The organism is Burkholderia sp. BCC1993 (assembly GCF_905339865.1).
Taxonomy (GTDB): domain Bacteria; phylum Pseudomonadota; class Gammaproteobacteria; order Burkholderiales; family Burkholderiaceae; genus Burkholderia.
The window spans coordinates 118,008-134,947 of record NZ_CAJPGZ010000008.1; the positions used below are offsets into that span (position 1 = coordinate 118,008).

Consider the following 16,940-nt stretch of genomic DNA (forward strand, 5'->3'; position numbering starts at 1 on the left):
CAGATTGTTACGCGGCCTGCAACTATCGTTTCCCCGTAGCTGCGTTAATGCCCGCGCGCCGCACTCCTACAATCGGCGCCTCACCAGTCGAACGGACCCGTCCGGACGCGCCGCGGCACCGCACGCGCCCCACTTTTCTTCATGAAGCCACAACCTGCGATCGAGCCACCTTCCATCGAACCGGCCCGATGGCGAGCCTGGCTCGATCCGCTCGGCGGCGCCGCGCGCGACTGGGCCGCGACCGACGGGCTGATCTGGCTGCACCTCGCCAAGACCGTGCTCGCCGCGCTGCTCGCGATGGGGATCGCGATGCGGCTCGAGATGTCGCAGCCGCGCACGGCGATGACGACCGTGTTCGTGCTGATGCAGCCACTGTCGGGGATGGTGTTCGCGAAAAGCTTCTACCGCATGCTCGGCACGGCGGCCGGCCTCGTCGCCGCGCTCGCGCTCGGCGGGCTGTTCGCGCAGCAGCCGGAGCTCTATATGGCCGGCATCACGCTGTGGGTCGGCAGCTGCATCGCGCTCGCGGTGCGCAACCGCCATTTCCGCTGGTACGGGTTCGTGCTCGCCGGCTACACCGCCGCGCTGATCGGCCTGCCCGCTGTAATGACGCCGCAGACGCTGTTCCAGTCCGCGCTCACGCGCGCCGCGGAAGTCGCGCTCGGCATCGCATGCTCCGGCGCGGTCAGCGCACTGATCCTGCCGCTCAGTTCCGCGAAAGCGCTGATGCGCTCGTTGACCGCCCGTCATGTGAAGTTCGCGGCGTTCGCGGCCGGCGCGCTGTCGGGCGACCTCGCGCGTGGCGACTTCGAGCGGCGCTTCGCCGATTTCGTCGACGAGATCGTCGGGTTCGAGGCCAACCGCGCGTTCGCGTCGTTCGAGGATCCGCACATTCGCGCGCGCAGCCGCCGGCTCGCGCGGCTCAACAGCGAGTTCATGAATGCGTGCACGCGCCTGCATGCGCTGCACCAGCTCGTCAAACGCCTGCGCGCAAACCGGTCGGACGCGGTGCTCGACGCACTCGCGCCGCACATCGACGCGCTCGCGCAACGGATCACCGCATTGCGCGACGAGCGGCAGCGCGGCATCGCGTCGACCACCGGCGCGCTGCTCGAACTGCGCCGCTTTCACGCCGCGTTGCCGAAGGCCGCGCGCGCATCGCGCCGCGCGATCGAGGATCACGCGGCCGGCGGCCTGCTCGACTTCGATACCGCGATCGAGCTGATGTATCGCTTCATCGGCGAGTATCTCGGCTACGCCGACACCAACGCGTCGCTCGACCGCGACGATCACGCGTTCGAACGCTCGGTCACGCACTACGCGGTGAAGACCAATTCGTTTTTCGTCGGCTTCGCGTTCCTGCGCACGCTCGTCGCCGTCGGCGCGATGAGTGCGTTCTGGCTCGCGTCTGAATGGCCGAGCGGCTCGCTCGCCGTGATCGCCACCGCGATCGCGTGCGCGCTGAGCTCGACGTCGCCGCGCGCACCGAAGTTCGTCGCGCAGATGGGCGTTGGCGCGGCGTTCGCGACGGCCGTCGGCTACGTGTTCCTCTGCTACGTCTATCCGAACATCGACGGTTTTCCGCTGCTGTGCGCGGCGCTCGCGCCGGTGCTCGGCCTCGGCGCGTTTCTCGCGATGCGCCCGGGCCTGTCCGGCTACGGGATCGGCTTCGCGGTGTTCTTCTGCCTGCTCGCGGGCCCCGACAACGCAATCGCGTATACGCCCGAGGTGCTGATCAACAACGGCTTCGCCGTCGTCGTCGCGATGCTGGCGTGCTCGATCGTGTTCGCCGTCGTGTTTCCGACCCACATGCCGTGGCTCACGTCGCGGATCGCGCACGACCTGCGCCGCCAGGTCACGTTCGCGTGCGAAGGCGCGCGCGACGGGCTCGCCGCGCGCTTCCAGTCGAGCACGCACGACCTGATGGCGCAGTTGCGCACGCTGCTCGTCAAGCGCACGCGGCACCATCGCGACGCGCTGCGCTGGATGCTGTCGACGCTCGAAGTCGGCCATGCGGTGATCGACCTGCGCGACGAGCTGCACGGGTTCTGCGAATCGAAACCGCCGCAGACGCTGCGCTGGACCGCCTCGGTCGACGCGGTGCTGCACGAGCTGCCGCGCTTCTTCGACGATCCGACGCCGGGCCATCATGCGCGCACGCTCAAATCGGTGAACCTGGCGATCCGCGCCGCGCAGCACACGCTGCACGCGTGGTACGCGGTGCCCGACGAACGCCACCGCATGCAGCGCATCGTCGGCTGCCTGCACTTCATCCGCAGCGCGCTGCTGGACAAGGATGCGCCGTTCAACCGCCATCGTCATTGAGCGCCGATGACGGTCGGCGGGCGATCGATGCGTACGCAACGTCACCCTTGTTCCGATTGGAAATAAGCTCTGCACCCGCGGTGATTAATCTCCAGGCAGTGCGAGCCTATAGTTTCCTCACTGCCAGCGAGACTGGCACTGACCCAGGAGAAACCGAAATGAAGCCGCTGCACCTCGCCCTCGTTGCCCTGTCGCTCACCGCCGCCGTCGCGCACGCCCAGAGCGCGCCGGCCGACGTCGCGCAACAACCGGCGAACCGCGCCGAAGCCGTCCAGGCCTCGGGCCGCTTCGATCGTGCGCAATCGAAGCAGGAAGACCCGAACGCATGCGTCGGCCCCGTCAGCTTCTGCAACGTCTACTTCGGCAGCTGAGCATGACGCCGCGTCGTCACGGCCGGGCCCGCCGCGCGCACATCGCACGTATCGCACGTATCGCCTGCGCGCGCGCACGACGAGCCGGCCGATCGCCGCAACGACCCTGCCCACCACGCCGCTTCGATTGAAGCGGCGCATGCCGTTTCAGGCGCCGCGCCCCGGCCGCCACCCCACTTCGCGCAACGCATCCAGCAAGCGCGCCTGCCCCAGCCCTTCGACCCGCGCGCCGCGCGACTCGACGTCGCTCCCCGCGACCAGCGCATTCACGATCGCTTCCTCCACCGCTTCCGCCGCGGCGACGAACAGTGCGGAGATGTGGTCGTTGTTCACCATCTTCACAGCCGTCGTCGGCGCGCCCTTGCTGCCGTAGTTCGCGGCGGGCAAACCGTCGTTCCCCGTTGCGAACGCAAGGAAAATGTCGCCGCTCGAATCCTCGGTGCCGCCGCCGACGCGCGCCAGCCCGACGCTCGCACGCTGCGCGAGGCGCGTGCATTGATGCGGGAGCAGCGGCGCGTCGGTCGCGATCGTGACGACGATCGAACCCATCCCGGCCTCGCCTTGGCCGTCGGACGCGCGAAACGGCGAATGCACGTGCCGCAGCACGTCGCCGACCGGATAACCGGCCACGCGCAGCATCTCGCGCACGCCGTAGTTCGCCTGCACGAGCGCGCCGACGGTCCAGCCGCCCGCATCGGCCGCCACCACCCGCGACGCGGTGCCGATGCCGCCCTTGAACTCATGGCAGATCATGCCGGTGCCGCCGCCCACGCCGCCTTCGGCGACCGGCCCCGACTGCGCGGCGGCCAGCGCGCGCAGCACGTGCTCGGCGCGCACGTGCTGCCCCCAGATGTCGTTGAGCAGGCCGTCGTAGGTTTCCATCACGACCGGCATGCACCAGTACACGCGGCCGGCCGCCGCCTCGCGTTCGTTCGCGACCAGCGCATCGCGCACCGCGCCGACGCTGTGCGTGTTCGTATAGGCGATCGGCGTCGTCAGGAGGCCGGCTTCACGGATCCATTCGAGCCCGGTCGCGTCGCCGTTGCCGTTCAGCACGTGGACGCCCGCGAAGCACGGCGAATCGTGCGCGGCACCCGCGCGCGGCTCGATCACGGTGACGCCGGTGCGGATCGATGCATCGCCGTTCTCGACGTTCAGCGTGCAATGTCCGACCCGCACGCCCGGTACGTCCGTGATCGCGTTGAAGCGGCCCGGCGTGCCGAGTCCGATGCGGATGCCGAGATCCCTCGTGCGCATGATGCAATTCCTCCAGTCTTTCAATGGTTCGGTGTGTCGGGTGGTTCAGAGCGAGCGGAACGCATCGCTGTGGCGCGCCCATACCGCATACATCGCGAGCGCGGCCACCAGCAGAGCGCCGATGATGATCAGGTCGGTCGGCTTCGTCGCCGTCGCCAGCGTCGTGTAGAGCGTGTATGCGGCACCCGCGACCGCGACGAGCGGCGTCACGGGCCACAGCGGCATCCGGTAATGATGCTCGACGTCGCGGCGCACGAGCCGGCTCGCCAGCGCGGCCAGCCCGACGACCAGGTAGATCAGCAGCAGCAGGTCGACCGTGAACGCGGTCAGCTCGTCGAGGCTCGACACGAACACGAGCCCCGACGACGGCACGGCGAGCGCGAGCGTCGCGAGCCACGGCGATTCGAAGCGCGGATGGATCGTCGAGAACGCGCGGTTGCAGGCGCGCGACCAGAGCGCATGGCGGCCGCTGCTGTACAGCAGGCGCCCCATCGTGATCACGATCGCGATGATCGCGTTGAATACCGACAGGAAGATCCCGCCGCTGACCGCGCGCGATACCGCCGGGTTGCTCAGCGAGCGCACGACATAGCCGATCGGGTCGGTGCTCTTCGTCAGTTCCGTCAGCGACGGCGCGCCGAGCACGATCGCGGTGAGCGGAATCAGTTCGACGACGAGGATCACCAGCAGCGAATAGATCACCGCCTTCGCGACGTTGCGGTTGCCGCCGCGCAGGTCTTCCGCGAGATAGGCGGCCGAGCCGAAGCCGTTGTAGCAGAAGATCGCCGTGCCGATCGCGGGCACGATCGCCGCGAGCGTGGCCGGCACCAGCGCATTGCCGCTCGCGACGACCGGCGCGACCAGTGCGTCCGCGCCGCGATGCGGCGAGCCGAAGCCGAGCCCCGCAATCAGCATCAGCACGCCGATCTCGACGACGAGAAACGCGCCGGTGATCCACGCGTTCGTCTTGATGTTCAGCATGCCGAGCACGTAGCTGAGCAACACGATCGTCAACGCGACCGACTGGTTGCTGAAGTGCGTGCCGAGCGCACTGTTCAGGTAGGGCGCGGCACCGCTCGCGAGCACCGCGGGAATGAACACGCTGACGGACAGCACCGTGATGAAGGTCAGGTAGCCGGGCAGCGTGCCGAACACGCGTTTGGCCATCACGTATTCGCCGCCCGCGCTGCGGTGCGCGGCGCTGAGCTCCGCGTAGCAGAGCGCGAACGCGAGCGCGAGCACGCCGCCGAGCAGGAACGACAGCACCGCGCCGCTGCCGGCCTGCTGGATCGCGAACGGCGCGATCACGAAGATCGAGCTGGCGGGCGTCACGCCCGACACGGTGATCATCACCGCGTCGCGCACGCTGAGCGTCTGCGACAACGCGCGCGGCGCGCCTTCCGTGGCAGGCGTCGCTTGCAGCGTGCCCGTCGATTCCGACATCATCGCCATTTCGTTCTCCTGTTGCTTCTGTCCTGCGCTTTTTTGAACACCCATACTCGGGCCCGATTGATTGCGTGGCAGTCTAGGAAGCCAATTTCAGGACCGCTATTCCCCCTTCGTGTTACACCCTTCGGTGGTGATATGGATCGACTCTTCTCCGAAATCGCGATGCACCAGGCGCTCGGCCGCGTGATCGATCATCTGGGCCAGCCGCGCTTCTGGCGCTTCCTGGTGCTGCTGCTCAACGAAATGGTGCCGTTCGACAACGCGCTCGCGACCGCGATCGGCCGCGACGGCGTGCCGCTCGTGCTCGACGAATACGACACAGGCGGCACCGACAGCGCATCGCCCGTGCCGCTTTACCTCAACGGGTTATATCTGCTCGATCCGTTCCTGCAGGCCGCGCACGACGGGCTCGCCGACGGCTGCTACCGGCTCGAGGAAGTCGCGCCCGACCTGTTCCGGCAGAGCGAGTATTTCCTGAGCTACTTCCGCGATGCGGTCGGCGACGATGAAATCCAGATCCTGTTGCGGCCGAGCCCAGACCTGCTGCTGTCGCTGTCGCTCGGCGCGGCCGCGCGCTTCGACGTCGAACCGCTCGGCAAGCTGACGGCCGCGATGCCGTGGGTGCTCGCGACGATCCGGCAGCACTGGCGGCTGGTGGGCGATGCCGCACGCGCGACGCCCGACGGCGATCTCGGCGCGCGCGTCGAGCAGGCGCTCGCGCGCTTCGGCGCGGGCGTGCTGACCGATCGCGAGATGTCGATCGCGCGAATGGTGCTGCGCGGCAATTCGTCGAAGGCGATCGCCGAGCGGCTGGCGATTTCACCGGAAACGGTGAAGGTGCATCGGCGGCATCTTTACGCGAAGCTCGGGATCTCGTCGCAGCCGGAACTGTTTTCGCGGTTCATTCAGGCGCTGGGCGAGGATGCGGTGGGGTAGCGCGTCGATGCAGGCGTATGCCGTCAACCGCCCGATTCGATGAACCCGCCATCGGGCGCCTGATGCGGCACGTACCAGCCGAAATACACCTCGGCCTCGACGATCCGGCCGTCGCGCACCCGCAACCGCTCCGCATTCCGGAACCGCCTGCCGGCGGTCGTCACGGCTTCGTACACGACGAACACGTATTCGCCGTGCACGGCGACGTCGACGAACTCGAAACCGGCGAGCATCGCGCTGTTCGGCCAGCAGCGCGCGAGATACGCGTCGCGATCGAGCCGGTTGTCGAGCGGGCTCGTGAAATGGAAGTCCGGCGCGATCAGCGCTTCGATCGCGTCGCGGTCCTTGTCGACATACGCGCGATAGCTGGCGCGCGCAACCTCACCGGGGTCTTCTGGCATCGTCGTTACCTCCGCGAAGAGTCGGGGCGACGCGACGGCCCGCGTCGCCCCGAGGCATCGATGAAACGCAAGCGGGCGGCACGCGCGAGCGCGGCTCATCCCGCGTTCGTAGATGGGCGCGCACGCCCGGCTCGGTGCCATTCACGAAAACCCGCACCGGCCGGTCCGCATGCGACGCACCGAGCGTTCTGCGCGTTCTGCCGCAGGCAGCCGATGCCGCCGCTGCCGCGGTTGCCCGTTTCCGCGCGCGCGGGCATGATGTCCGGCAGCGTGCCGGCCGCACCCGTCCGCTTCGGCGGCCGTCGGCGGCACAATCGGCACGTCGCCCCTGCACCGCCTCCGGCATCATCGAGCAATCCGCGTGCCGGTTTCGGCCGCCCCTCTCACCGAGCCCATGTCACTACGCGCATTCAGAACCCTGGTCGCGATCGCCCGATACCGCACCTTCGCGCGCGCCGGCGAAGCGATCGGGCTCACGCAGTCCGCCGTGAGCCTGCAGGTCAAGACGCTCGAAAGCGAATACGACGTCCGGCTGTTCGACCGTTCGCGCCGCCAGCCGGTACTCACCGAAGCCGGCAAGATCCTCGTCGCGCAGGCCGAGCAGGTGCTCGCGATGGTCGACCGGATTCCCGATGCTCTCAGCGACGAGAAGAAGCTCGTCGGCCGCCTGCGGATCGGCGCGATCCATACCGCGCTGTCCGGCCCGCTGCCCGATGCGCTGCTCGCGCTGCGCGATGCGCACCCGTCGTTGCGCGTGCACGTATCTGCCGGCATGTCGGCCGAACTGGCGAACCGCGTCGCGGCCGGCGAACTCGACGCGGCGATCACGACGCGCCCGGTGCGCCCGCATCCGGCGGAACTGACGTGGACCACGCTGTACGAAGACCGCTTCTGGCTGCTCGCGCCGCCGCAGTACGCGGAGCGCGACGCGGGCACGCTGCTCGAGGCGCTGCCGTTCATCCGCTTCGACGCGCAGGCGTGGGCCGGCCGGATGATCGCCGCCGAGCTGCGCCGCATCGGCGTGCGCGTGCGCGAGGAGATGGTGCTCGACAGCGCGGAGACGATCGCGCGGATGGTGGCACGCGGGCTCGGCGCGGCGATCGTTGCGCTCCCCGACGCGACGCTCGCGCGGCTGCCGCCCGTCACGCGCTTGCCGTTCGGCCAGCCGCAGATGGGCCGCGCGGTCGTGCTGCTCGAACACCAGTCGCGTCCGGCCGAGCGTTTCGCACGTGCGCTGGCGGCCGAAGTCAGCGCATCATCGATGAGAATTTCTCATTGAACACCCGATAATTCACCATTATTCCTGCTGCTTCCGCGTGTTAACTTGGCGGCATCGTCACTCTTTCGATTGCGTGCCGCCATGTTCCCCGCCGGATGGATTCCCGCTTCGTTCCGCTGCGCCGCCCGCCGGCCGTCCCGCCCGCGTCGCCTGAAGGCGCGTCGATGATCGGCCCGATCCTGCTCGCGCTCGCGCCGGTCGCGCTGCTGGTCGCGCTCGGCCACGGCCTGCGGCGCACGGGCTTCATCGCCGATGCGTTCTGGCCGCACGCCGAGCGGCTTTGCTATTACGTGCTGCTGCCCGCGCTGTTCGCGCACGGTCTCGCGAATGCGCGATTGCAAGCGCTGCCCGTCTTGCCGCTCGCGGCGGCGCTGGTCGGCTCGACCGTGCTCGTCGCGGCGCTGCTTCTACTGGTCCGCCGGTTCGTGCAGGTCGACGGCGCCGGGTTCACGTCGGTGTTCCAGGGCGCAGTGCGCTTCAACAACTATGTCGGCACCGCCCTCGCCGCCGGACTGTTCGGCGCGCACGGCATCGCGCTCGCGGCCGTGTGTGTCGCGGCAATCGTGCCGACCGTGAACCTGATGTGCGTGCTGGTGTTCGCGCGCTACGGCGATACGCGGCTCGGCGCGTGGGCGCTCGTGCGCCAGATCCTGTCGAATCCGCTCGTCGTCGGGTGCGCGCTGGGGATCGCGATGCAGGCCGCCGGCCTCGCGTTTCCGGCCGCCGTCGAACCGGCCGTGCGCGCGCTCGGCGCCGCATCGATGCCGCTCGGCCTGCTGTGCGTGGGCGCGGCACTGAAGTTCGACGCGGCGCGCGGATGGATGCAGCCGATGTGCATCGCGTCGGCGTTCAAGTTCATGGCGATGCCGCTCGCCACGCTCGCGGCCGGCCGCCTGTTCGGGCTCGGCGATGCCGCGCTGACCATCGCACTGCTGTTCCAGGCGCTGCCGACTTCGTCCTCGTCGTACATCATGGCGCGCCAGCTCGGCGGCGACGCGCCGCTGATGGCCGGCATCACCGCGTTCCAGACGATCGCCGCCGCGCTCGCGATGCCGGCCGTGCTGACGGCGCTCGCGTCGGCGCCGGTGTTTCGCTGACGGCGACACCGCCCCCGAACGCAACGGCAACGGCAATCGCAGGGCAACCGCCACGGGGCCGACCTGAATCCGCCCGTCGCGGGGTCGATGTCGTGCGCCGGGCGATCGCGCAGGCATCGCCGTCGCGCTGCCCGGCGGGCCGTTGTCCGAGTCGATGCTCGCCGGCGGCGCGCGTGATCGCGGGCGTCACGCTGACCCATCGCGCGCGGCGTTGATGCACGGCGGCACATGCGGCGCCACTTCGCGCCGCTGCGGGGACGGATGTCAAATACCGCTGCGCGCGCAACCGCCGCGACGTTGCGCGACGCATACGCGCCGCCGATGCGCCCCCGGTTCTTCTCGCAGCCCCGCGAAAAACCGCCTATGGTGAATGAAGCGGGTCCGTTCCGCCGTCATTCGACTTCGCGTCGCTCGCACCGGCGGCCACGGCGCCGCGTTCCGGCACCATTCCCCGCGCTCGCGCGCACGCCCGGCCGTGCGCGCGAGCGCGCCGCCCACCGGACTACAAGGAGGTAATCATGAAAGCCGTGCTGCTCGTCAGCTCCGTTCTGCTCGCCATGGCGTCCGTTTCGGCCTCGGCTCAAGGCTCGATCACCAAAGTCGAAAACGGCGCGCTCGTCGCCGCGAACGGAATGACCGTCTACACATTCGACCAGGACAAGCCCAACGCCGGCACCAGCGCATGCAAGGGCCAATGCGAGTCCTTCTGGCCGCCGTACAAGGCCAGCGCGACCGACGTCTCGGTCGGCCCCTACACGATCGTCAAGCGCGACGACGGCAGCCCGCAATGGGCCTACAAGGGCAAGCCGCTGTACTTCTTCGCGAAGGACATGAAACAGGGCGACCGCAACGGCGACAACTTCAAGAACATGTGGCACGTGGTCGCGCCGTAAGCGTTCTTTCCCCGTCTTCAGCGTCGGCACGACCGCCGCACATGTAAAAAGGCCCGCCCCGATCGTCGACCGGGGCGGGTTTGTGCGTCCTTGCGCAGGCCGCGTGACGACACACGCCGACCGGCGCGCGTCGCGTTGCGGCCGGATCGCGCATCAGCGCATCAGCGCATCAGCGCATCAGCGCATCAGCGCATCAGCGGTTCGACGGGAAGCTGAACACCGTTCCTTCGCGCACGCCGGCCGACGGCCAGCGCTGCGTGATCGTCTTGCGCTTCGTATAGAACCGCACCGCATCCGGGCCGTACGCGTGGAGATCACCGAACAGCGAGCGCTTCCAGCCGCCGAACGAGTGGTACGCGACCGGCACCGGCAGCGGCACGTTGATGCCCACCATGCCGATCTGGATGTTGTCGCTGAAGTAGCGCGCCGCTTCGCCGTCACGCGTGAACAGGCACGTGCCGTTGCCGTATTCGTGCGCGTCGATCAGCGCCATCGCCTCGTCGAGCGACTTCAGGCGGATCACGCCGAGCACCGGCCCGAAGATCTCGTGCTGATAGATCGGCATGCCGGGCTTCACGTTGTCGAACAGGCACGGGCCGAGGTAGTAGCCGCCGTCGTGGCCGTCGACCTTCACGCTGCGGCCGTCGACGACGAGCGTCGCGCCGGCCGCCACACCCGCCTCGACGAAGCCCGTCACCTTCTCGAAATGCTGCTGCGTGACGAGCGGCCCCATGTCGACGCCGGCACCGTTGCCCGGGCCGACCTTCATCTTCGCGATCTCGGCCCGCAGGCCTTCGACCACCTTGTCGCCCGTTTCCTCGCCGATCGCGACGACCAGCGGAATCGCCATGCAGCGCTCGCCGCACGAGCCGTACGCGGCGCCCATCAGCGCGTTCACCGCGTTGCCGATGTCGGCGTCGGGCATCACGACCGCGAAGTTCTTCGCGCCGCCGAGCGCCTGCACGCGCTTGCCGTGCGCGCAGCCGGTCGAGTAGATGTATTCGGCGATCGGCGTCGAACCGACGAAGCTCACCGCCTTCACGCGCGGGTCGGTCAGGAGCGTGTCGACGGCTTCCTTGTCGCCGTTCACGACGTTCAGCACGCCCGGCGGCAGGCCGGCCTCGAGCGCGAGCTCGGCCATGCGCAGCGTCGACGACGGCGTGCGCTCGGACGGCTTCAGCACGAACGTGTTGCCGCACGCGACGGCCATCGGCCACATCCACAGCGGCACCATCACCGGGAAGTTGAACGGCGTGATGCCGGCGGCAACGCCGAGCGCCTGGAATTCGCTCCACGAATCGATCGCGGGGCCGACGTTCTTGCTGTGCTCGCCCTTCAGCAGCTCGGGCACATAGGACGCGTATTCGACGTTCTCGATCCCGCGCTGCAGTTCGCCCATCGCGTCGGCGAGCACCTTGCCGTGCTCGGCGGTAATCAGCGCGCACAGTTCGTCCGCATGCTCCTCGAGCAGCGTCTTGAAGCGGCTCATCACGCGGGCGCGCTTCAGCGGCGGCGTGTTGCGCCATGCCGGGAACGCAGCCTGCGCGGACGCGATCGCGGCTTCGACGGTCAGCTTGTCGGCGAGCGCGACGCTCTTGTGCGATTCGCCGGTGGCCGGGTCGAACACCGGCTGGACGCGGCTGCCGCCGTCGACGCGCTTGCCGTCGATCAGGTGGCCGAGGGTGGAGGTCACATTGCTGTCGTGTTTCATCGTTCAGGCTCTGTCGTGAATTCGGTTGTCGCGGGAAACGGGCCGCGGCTCAGTCCACTTCGTTCAGCGCGTCGGACAGCGCGTTCACGAGGTTGTCGATCTCGCGCTTCTCGGCGATGAACGGCGGCGCGAGCTGGATCGTGTCGCCGCCGTAGCGCACGTAGAAGCCCTTCGCCCAGCAGCGCATCGCGATCTCGTACGGGCGCCGTGCCGGCTCGCCCGGCAGCGCCGCGACCGTCAGGCCGGCCGCCAGCCCGTAGTTGCGGATGTCCGTGATATGGCGCTGGCCCTTCAGCCCGTGCACGGCCGCCTCGAAATGCGGCGCGAGATCGCGCACGCGGGCCACCGCGTCTTCCTTCACGAGCAGGTCGAGCGCCGCGACGCCGGCCGCGCAGGCGACCGGGTGTGCCGAATACGTGTAGCCGTGCGGGAACTCGAGCATGTACTCGGGGCCGCCCGCGGCCATGAACGTGTCGTAGATTTCCTTCGTCGCGATCACGCCGCCGAGCGGCTGCACGCCGTTGGTCACCTGTTTCGCGAAGTTCATGATGTCCGGCACCACGCCGAACGCGTCGGCGCCCGTCATCGCGCCGGCCCGGCCGAAGCCCGTGATGACTTCGTCGAAGATCAGCAGGATGTCGTGCGCGGTACAGATGTCGCGCAGCCGCTTCAGATAGCCCTTCGGCGGGATCACCACGCCCGCCGAGCCCGAGAACGGCTCGACGATCACGGCCGCGATGTTCGATGCGTCGTGCAGCGCGATCAGGTCGAGCAGGCGGTCGGCCAGGTCGGCGCCGTTTTCCGGCATCCCGCGCGAGAACCTGTTTTCCGCGAGCTGCGTGTGCGGCAGGAAGTCGGCGTCGATCCCCTGGCCGAACAGCTTGCGGTTCGCGCCGATCCCGCCGACCGAGATGCCGCCGAAGTTCACGCCGTGATAGCCCTTCTCGCGGCCGATCAGGCGCGTCTTCGTGCCCTTGCCCTTGGCGCGCCAGTACGCGCGGGCCATCTTCAGCGACGTGTCGGCCGCTTCCGAGCCCGAGCCGGTGAAGAACACGTAGTCGAGGCCGGCCGGCGTCAGGTCCTTGATCTTGTTCGCGAGCTCGAACGACTTCGGATGACCGAACTGGAACGCCGGCGCGTAGTCGAGCTGCGCGACCTGGCGGCTCACGGCTTCCGTGATTTCCGTGCGGCCGTGACCGAGGCCCGTGCACCACAGGCCCGACAGGCCGTCGAAGATCTTGCGGCCTTCGCCATCCGTGTAATACGCATCCTTGGCCGACACGATCATGCGCGGGTCGGACTTGAACTGGCGGTTCGCCGTGAACGGCATCCAGTGGGCGTCGAGCCATGCGGCGTCGGTGCGGAGGTTCGTCTCGTCCTGCTGTTTGGCGATGGTCGTATCGGTCATGTCGGTCGGCGCGGCGCGCCCCTCCTTCTTGTGTTGATGTTGCGCATTGTCGGGACGACAATTAGTCTTTTGAATATCGCAATATCAATGTTCACTTGCTCATCTATGCAAGCAAAGAAACCGAAGAGCCGCGCGCTGCTCGGGCAGCTCAGCGACATGGATCTCCGCCTGCTGCGGGTCTTCAAGGGTGTCGTGCAGTGCGGCGGGATGGCGGCGGCCGAACTCGAGCTGAATATCGGCATCTCGACGATCAGCCGGCACGTGAAGGATCTGGAAACGCGCCTCGGCCTCGTGCTGTGCCGGCGCGGCCGCGCCGGCTTCACGTTGACCTCCGAGGGGCAGACCGTCTACGAGGAAACCCTGCGGCTGCTCGCGTCGATGGAGGCATTTCGCAGCAGGATCGACGGCATTCACGACAAGATGGGCGGAGAACTGCATGTCGCCGTATTCGACAAGACCGCCACCAACCCGCAGGCGCGGCTCGGCGACGCGATCCGCCAGTTCGCGGACGAGGCGCCCGACGTCGCGCTGAACCTGCATGTCGCGTCGATCAACGAGGTCGAGCGCGGGATCATCGACGGCAGCTATCAGGTCGGGATCATCCCCGCGCACCGCAGCTCGGGCAGCCTCGTGTATTCGGAACTGTTCGACGAGCGGATGCTGCTGTACTGCGGCCGCCAGCACCCGCTGTTCGACGCGCCGCACGGCAAGCTCACGTGGACGACGATCCGCAACCACGCGTTCGCCGGGCTCGGCTTCCATTCGCCGAACATGGAACTGAGCCATCGCGCGAAGCTCACGCGCAGCGCGACGGCGTCGGACCAGGAATCGATCGCGACGCTGATCCTGTCCGGCCGCTATCTCGGCTTCCTGCCCGACCATTACGCGGAGAGCTTCGAAAACAAGGGGCTGATGCAGCCGATTGCGCCGCACCGCTTCAACTACCGGTGCCGGTTCGTGAGCCTGCTGCGGCGCTCGCCGCGGCCATCGCGGGCGGCGCTGCTGTTCCAGTCGTGCCTCGAGGCCGCGCATGCGGCACCGCAACCGGGCGACGACAGCGCCGACGCGTAGCCCGGTTCAGGCTTCGCCCGCGCGACCGTCCGGCCGCGGCCGTGGCGGCCGCCCGCTCGCGCTCTGCGATAATGCGCACTTCCCCGTTTCCGCTCTCCCTCCGCCATGACGCAGCCGTCCGCCCCGCTCTCCACCGACCTGCCGCCGATTTCGTGCCTGCCCGGCGACGCGCTGCCGTGGCTGCCGATGAGCGCCGACCTGCCGGGGCTCGCGATCAAGTATCTGCATATCAATGCGGCGGAAGACACGCTGACCGCGCTGCTGAAGATGCCGGCCGGCGGCACGCTGCCGCGCCATCGCCACGACGGCGAGGTGTTCGTCCATACGCTGCAGGGTGCGTGGCGCTACCGCGAGTACGCGTGGATCGCGCACGCCGGCTCGACGGTGCTCGAACCGGCCGGGTCGGTGCACACGCCGGAAACGCTCGGCGCGCCCGGTGACGACGTGATCACGCTCAACGTGATGCGCGGCGACCTGGTGCTGCTCGACGACGACGGCCGCGAGACCGCGCGCGAGAATTGCCGCGTCGCGCTGCTGCGCCAGCGCAAGCATGCGCGTACGGCGCCGCACGACGCGACGGCGTTCGTCACGCGCTGAGCGCGTGGGCGGTGTCGGACGCGAGGTTCCGATGCGAATCCACGCGCCGTGCCGACATTCGTTCAAGACGCAACCCGGGCACGCGATACCACGGCGGGCTGACCCGGTTTGCGCAAGCGTGTTCGCCAGCCAGCCGGGTGTCCCGCTCCGGCGGCTGTTCCGGTGCGGATTGCTTCGCGCCGCCGGATTCCCGTGAGTTGCGTGGCGCCGCGTGCGCCGCGCCGTCATCGTCTCGTGTTGCTCGCGCATCGACTCATGGTGACGTTCGCTCGAGCCCCTTCTTGCGCAGCACTGCGGTCGCATCGACGGAGGTCAGAAAGCGGATCAGCGCCTTCGCCCCGTCCGGATCCTCCGTATAGGTCGCAACTCCGGCCGTATAGACCGTGTCGTGCTGCAGCTCCGGTGGCAGCAAGCCAGCCAGACGGACACCCGGCACGTCGACGATGTTGGGCACGGTGATGACGGTCGCATCGGCCGTGCCGCCCGCGACGGCAGCGACCACGTCGCCGCCCGGCACGGGCACGAGATGCGACCTGACCGTGTCCGCGACGCCCAGCCGGCCAAGCAGATCGACGAGATAGGCGCCGCTCGCGCTTCCGGGCGACCAGGACAGCGAACGGGCAGCCGTCAGCGCCCGCCTGAACGCGTCGACCGTCCCGATGTCGGGCACCGGCGCGTCCGCGCGCACCGCCATGCCGACCGCGGCTTTCGCGATGTCGGCGCGCGTGCTCGATACGATTCGGCCCGTGCGTATCAGATCGTCGATCTGATCGGGCAGCAGGATCGCGACATCGAATGCCTCCCGCGCGTCGATCCGCCGCTTCAGCGCGGCCGCGTTGTCGTACGTGGCTGCGAGACCATGTCCGGTCTGTCGCTCGAACTCGGGTGCGATTTCCGCCAGCGTCGACTTCAGCGTCGGCGTGCTGAAGACCTTGAGTTCGTCCGCGCACGCCGCGCCGAGGCCGACTAGCGCCAGAAGCGCAATGACGCAAATATTCACCAGCGCCGGAATGAGCATCGCCGTCTCCTTTTTCGATCGCTTGCCGCTACGGCTTGCGGGCTCGCAAGGCCGTCCCGAGTACCATCCTAGGTTGCCGTTTGATCAACAGATAATTTCAAATTACGATCGAGTGATCACGAAATCGAATGGCTCCGGACATGGACGGCGACCGACTCCGACGACGGCTGAAACTGCGCGACCTCGACACGCTGATGACGGTCGTCAACGCGGGCGGCATGCGAAAGGCGGCCGCGCAGCTTCACGTATCGCAGCCGGCCATATCGAAAGCGATCGCGGATCTGGAGAGCGCGCTTGGCGTACGGCTGGTGGATCGCGGCCGGCACGGCGTCGAGCCGACCGTATTCGGGCAGGCGCTCCTCAAGCGGGGCGCGGCGATCTTCGACGAGTTGCTGCGTGGCGCGGCCGAGATCGAATTTCTGGCGGATCCCGAAGCCGGCGAGCTCAGCATCGGATGCGTGGAAACGATCACCGCGGGACTGGCCGCAGCCATCGTCGAGGAGATGTCGCAGCGGTATCCGCGCCTGATTTTCTCGGTCGCATCGGGCGACGCGCCCGTGCTGCAGGCCCACTTCCTGCGCGAGCGACTCTGCGAACTGGTGATTGCGAGGCCATTCGCTGCGGCACCCGATCCGGACATGGACGGCGAACCGCTGTTTCATGAACAGTTGCGGATCGTCGTGTCGAACCGCAGCGAATGGGTCAGGAAACGGCGCCAGCCCTCGCTCGCCGAGCTCGTCGACGCACCGTGGATCCTGTCGCCGAACGAGGTCGGGCCGCATTCGCCGATCGTTGAAGCGTTCCGGGCGATCGGCGCGGATCCGCCGACCGCCAGCGTGCTGACCGGATCGCTGAATCTGCGGCGCACGTTGCTTCGCACCGGGCGCTTCGTGACGGTCATGCCGCACTCGCTGCTGCGCTTCGGCCCCGATCAGGAATGGATCAAGGTGCTGCCGATCGACCTGCCGACCTGGGCTGTCCCGACGATGCTGATCACGCTGCGGAACCGGACACTGAGCCCCGTTGCCGAGCGGTTCGCCGAGCACGCGCGCGTGCTGGCCAGATCGCTCGCTGCGGGTTGATCGCCGTCATTTGCGCGGGAGGTGCCGATGCACTGTGGCGGCGAT

Annotated in this window: 15 protein-coding genes; 9 read left to right on the forward strand and 6 right to left on the reverse strand. The window is 68.4% G+C overall.

The window, feature by feature from the left end:
* Positions 1–141 precede the first annotated feature (141 nt).
* Both U4Y91_RS15030 and U4Y91_RS15035 read left to right on the forward strand, forming a co-directional pair.
* The gene (locus tag U4Y91_RS15030; protein ID WP_321805667.1) at positions 142–2,325 is read left to right on the forward strand and encodes an FUSC family protein; all 2,184 of its coding nucleotides are present in this window, start codon (positions 142–144) and stop codon (positions 2,323–2,325) included.
* Positions 2,326–2,483: 158 nt separating this feature from the next.
* Positions 2,484–2,696 carry a hypothetical protein gene (locus U4Y91_RS15035; RefSeq protein WP_321805668.1) on the forward strand — a complete coding sequence of 71 codons (213 nt, stop codon included), beginning with the start codon at positions 2,484–2,486 and terminating at the stop codon, positions 2,694–2,696.
* Positions 2,697–2,843: 147 nt separating this feature from the next.
* On the opposite strand, the gene U4Y91_RS15040 is transcribed toward U4Y91_RS15035, so the two are convergent.
* Both U4Y91_RS15040 and U4Y91_RS15045 read right to left on the reverse strand, forming a co-directional pair.
* Positions 2,844–3,953 (reverse strand): P1 family peptidase, encoded by a 1,110-nt coding sequence (locus U4Y91_RS15040; RefSeq protein WP_321805669.1) that lies wholly within the window; start codon positions 3,951–3,953, stop codon positions 2,844–2,846.
* Positions 3,954–3,998: 45 nt separating this feature from the next.
* The gene (locus U4Y91_RS15045) at positions 3,999–5,405 is read right to left on the reverse strand and encodes an APC family permease (protein ID WP_321805670.1); all 1,407 of its coding nucleotides are present in this window, start codon (positions 5,403–5,405) and stop codon (positions 3,999–4,001) included.
* A gap of 132 nt (positions 5,406–5,537) precedes the next feature.
* On the opposite strand from U4Y91_RS15045, the gene U4Y91_RS15050 reads away from it, so the two are divergent.
* Positions 5,538–6,338 carry a helix-turn-helix transcriptional regulator gene (locus U4Y91_RS15050; protein ID WP_321805671.1) on the forward strand — a complete coding sequence of 267 codons (801 nt, stop codon included), beginning with the start codon at positions 5,538–5,540 and terminating at the stop codon, positions 6,336–6,338.
* A 23-nt stretch (positions 6,339–6,361) separates the two neighbouring features.
* On the opposite strand, the gene U4Y91_RS15055 is transcribed toward U4Y91_RS15050, so the two are convergent.
* On the reverse strand, positions 6,362–6,739 hold the full coding sequence (locus tag U4Y91_RS15055) for a nuclear transport factor 2 family protein (protein WP_321805672.1): 378 nt from the start codon (positions 6,737–6,739) through the stop codon (positions 6,362–6,364).
* A 394-nt stretch (positions 6,740–7,133) separates the two neighbouring features.
* Here U4Y91_RS15055 and U4Y91_RS15060 point away from each other — a divergent pair, with 394 nt between their 5' ends.
* From U4Y91_RS15060 to U4Y91_RS15070, 3 genes are all read left to right on the forward strand, one after another.
* Positions 7,134–8,018, forward strand: coding sequence for a LysR family transcriptional regulator (locus U4Y91_RS15060; protein ID WP_321805673.1), 885 nt, complete (start codon positions 7,134–7,136; stop codon positions 8,016–8,018).
* Positions 8,019–8,182: 164 nt separating this feature from the next.
* Positions 8,183–9,115, forward strand: a complete 933-nt coding sequence (locus U4Y91_RS15065) for an AEC family transporter (protein ID WP_321805674.1) — start codon at positions 8,183–8,185, stop codon at positions 9,113–9,115.
* 518 nt (positions 9,116–9,633) lie between these two features.
* Complete coding sequence (locus U4Y91_RS15070) at positions 9,634–10,008, forward strand: hypothetical protein (protein WP_321805675.1); 375 nt, start codon at positions 9,634–9,636, stop codon at positions 10,006–10,008.
* Between the two features lie 193 nt (positions 10,009–10,201).
* Here U4Y91_RS15070 and U4Y91_RS15075 read toward each other — a convergent pair whose 3' ends face one another.
* A complete protein-coding gene (locus U4Y91_RS15075; RefSeq protein ID WP_044843039.1) occupies positions 10,202–11,719 on the reverse strand; it encodes a CoA-acylating methylmalonate-semialdehyde dehydrogenase in 1,518 nt (505 codons plus the stop codon).
* A gap of 49 nt (positions 11,720–11,768) precedes the next feature.
* Positions 11,769–13,127 (reverse strand): aspartate aminotransferase family protein, encoded by a 1,359-nt coding sequence (locus U4Y91_RS15080; RefSeq protein ID WP_321805676.1) that lies wholly within the window; start codon positions 13,125–13,127, stop codon positions 11,769–11,771.
* Positions 13,128–13,232: 105 nt separating this feature from the next.
* Here U4Y91_RS15080 and U4Y91_RS15085 point away from each other — a divergent pair, with 105 nt between their 5' ends.
* Positions 13,233–14,198 (forward strand): LysR family transcriptional regulator, encoded by a 966-nt coding sequence (locus U4Y91_RS15085; protein WP_321805677.1) that lies wholly within the window; start codon positions 13,233–13,235, stop codon positions 14,196–14,198.
* A 105-nt stretch (positions 14,199–14,303) separates the two neighbouring features.
* Entirely contained in the window at positions 14,304–14,795 is a 492-nt protein-coding gene (locus U4Y91_RS15090; protein ID WP_321805678.1) for a 2,4'-dihydroxyacetophenone dioxygenase family protein, read from the forward strand.
* Between the two features lie 253 nt (positions 14,796–15,048).
* Here U4Y91_RS15090 and U4Y91_RS15095 read toward each other — a convergent pair whose 3' ends face one another.
* The gene (locus U4Y91_RS15095; RefSeq protein ID WP_321805679.1) at positions 15,049–15,813 is read right to left on the reverse strand and encodes a molybdate ABC transporter substrate-binding protein; all 765 of its coding nucleotides are present in this window, start codon (positions 15,811–15,813) and stop codon (positions 15,049–15,051) included.
* A 128-nt stretch (positions 15,814–15,941) separates the two neighbouring features.
* Between U4Y91_RS15095 and U4Y91_RS15100 the strand changes: the two genes are divergently transcribed.
* Positions 15,942–16,895, forward strand: coding sequence for a LysR family transcriptional regulator (locus U4Y91_RS15100; protein WP_321805680.1), 954 nt, complete (start codon positions 15,942–15,944; stop codon positions 16,893–16,895).
* The last annotated feature ends 45 nt before the right edge of the window (positions 16,896–16,940 follow it).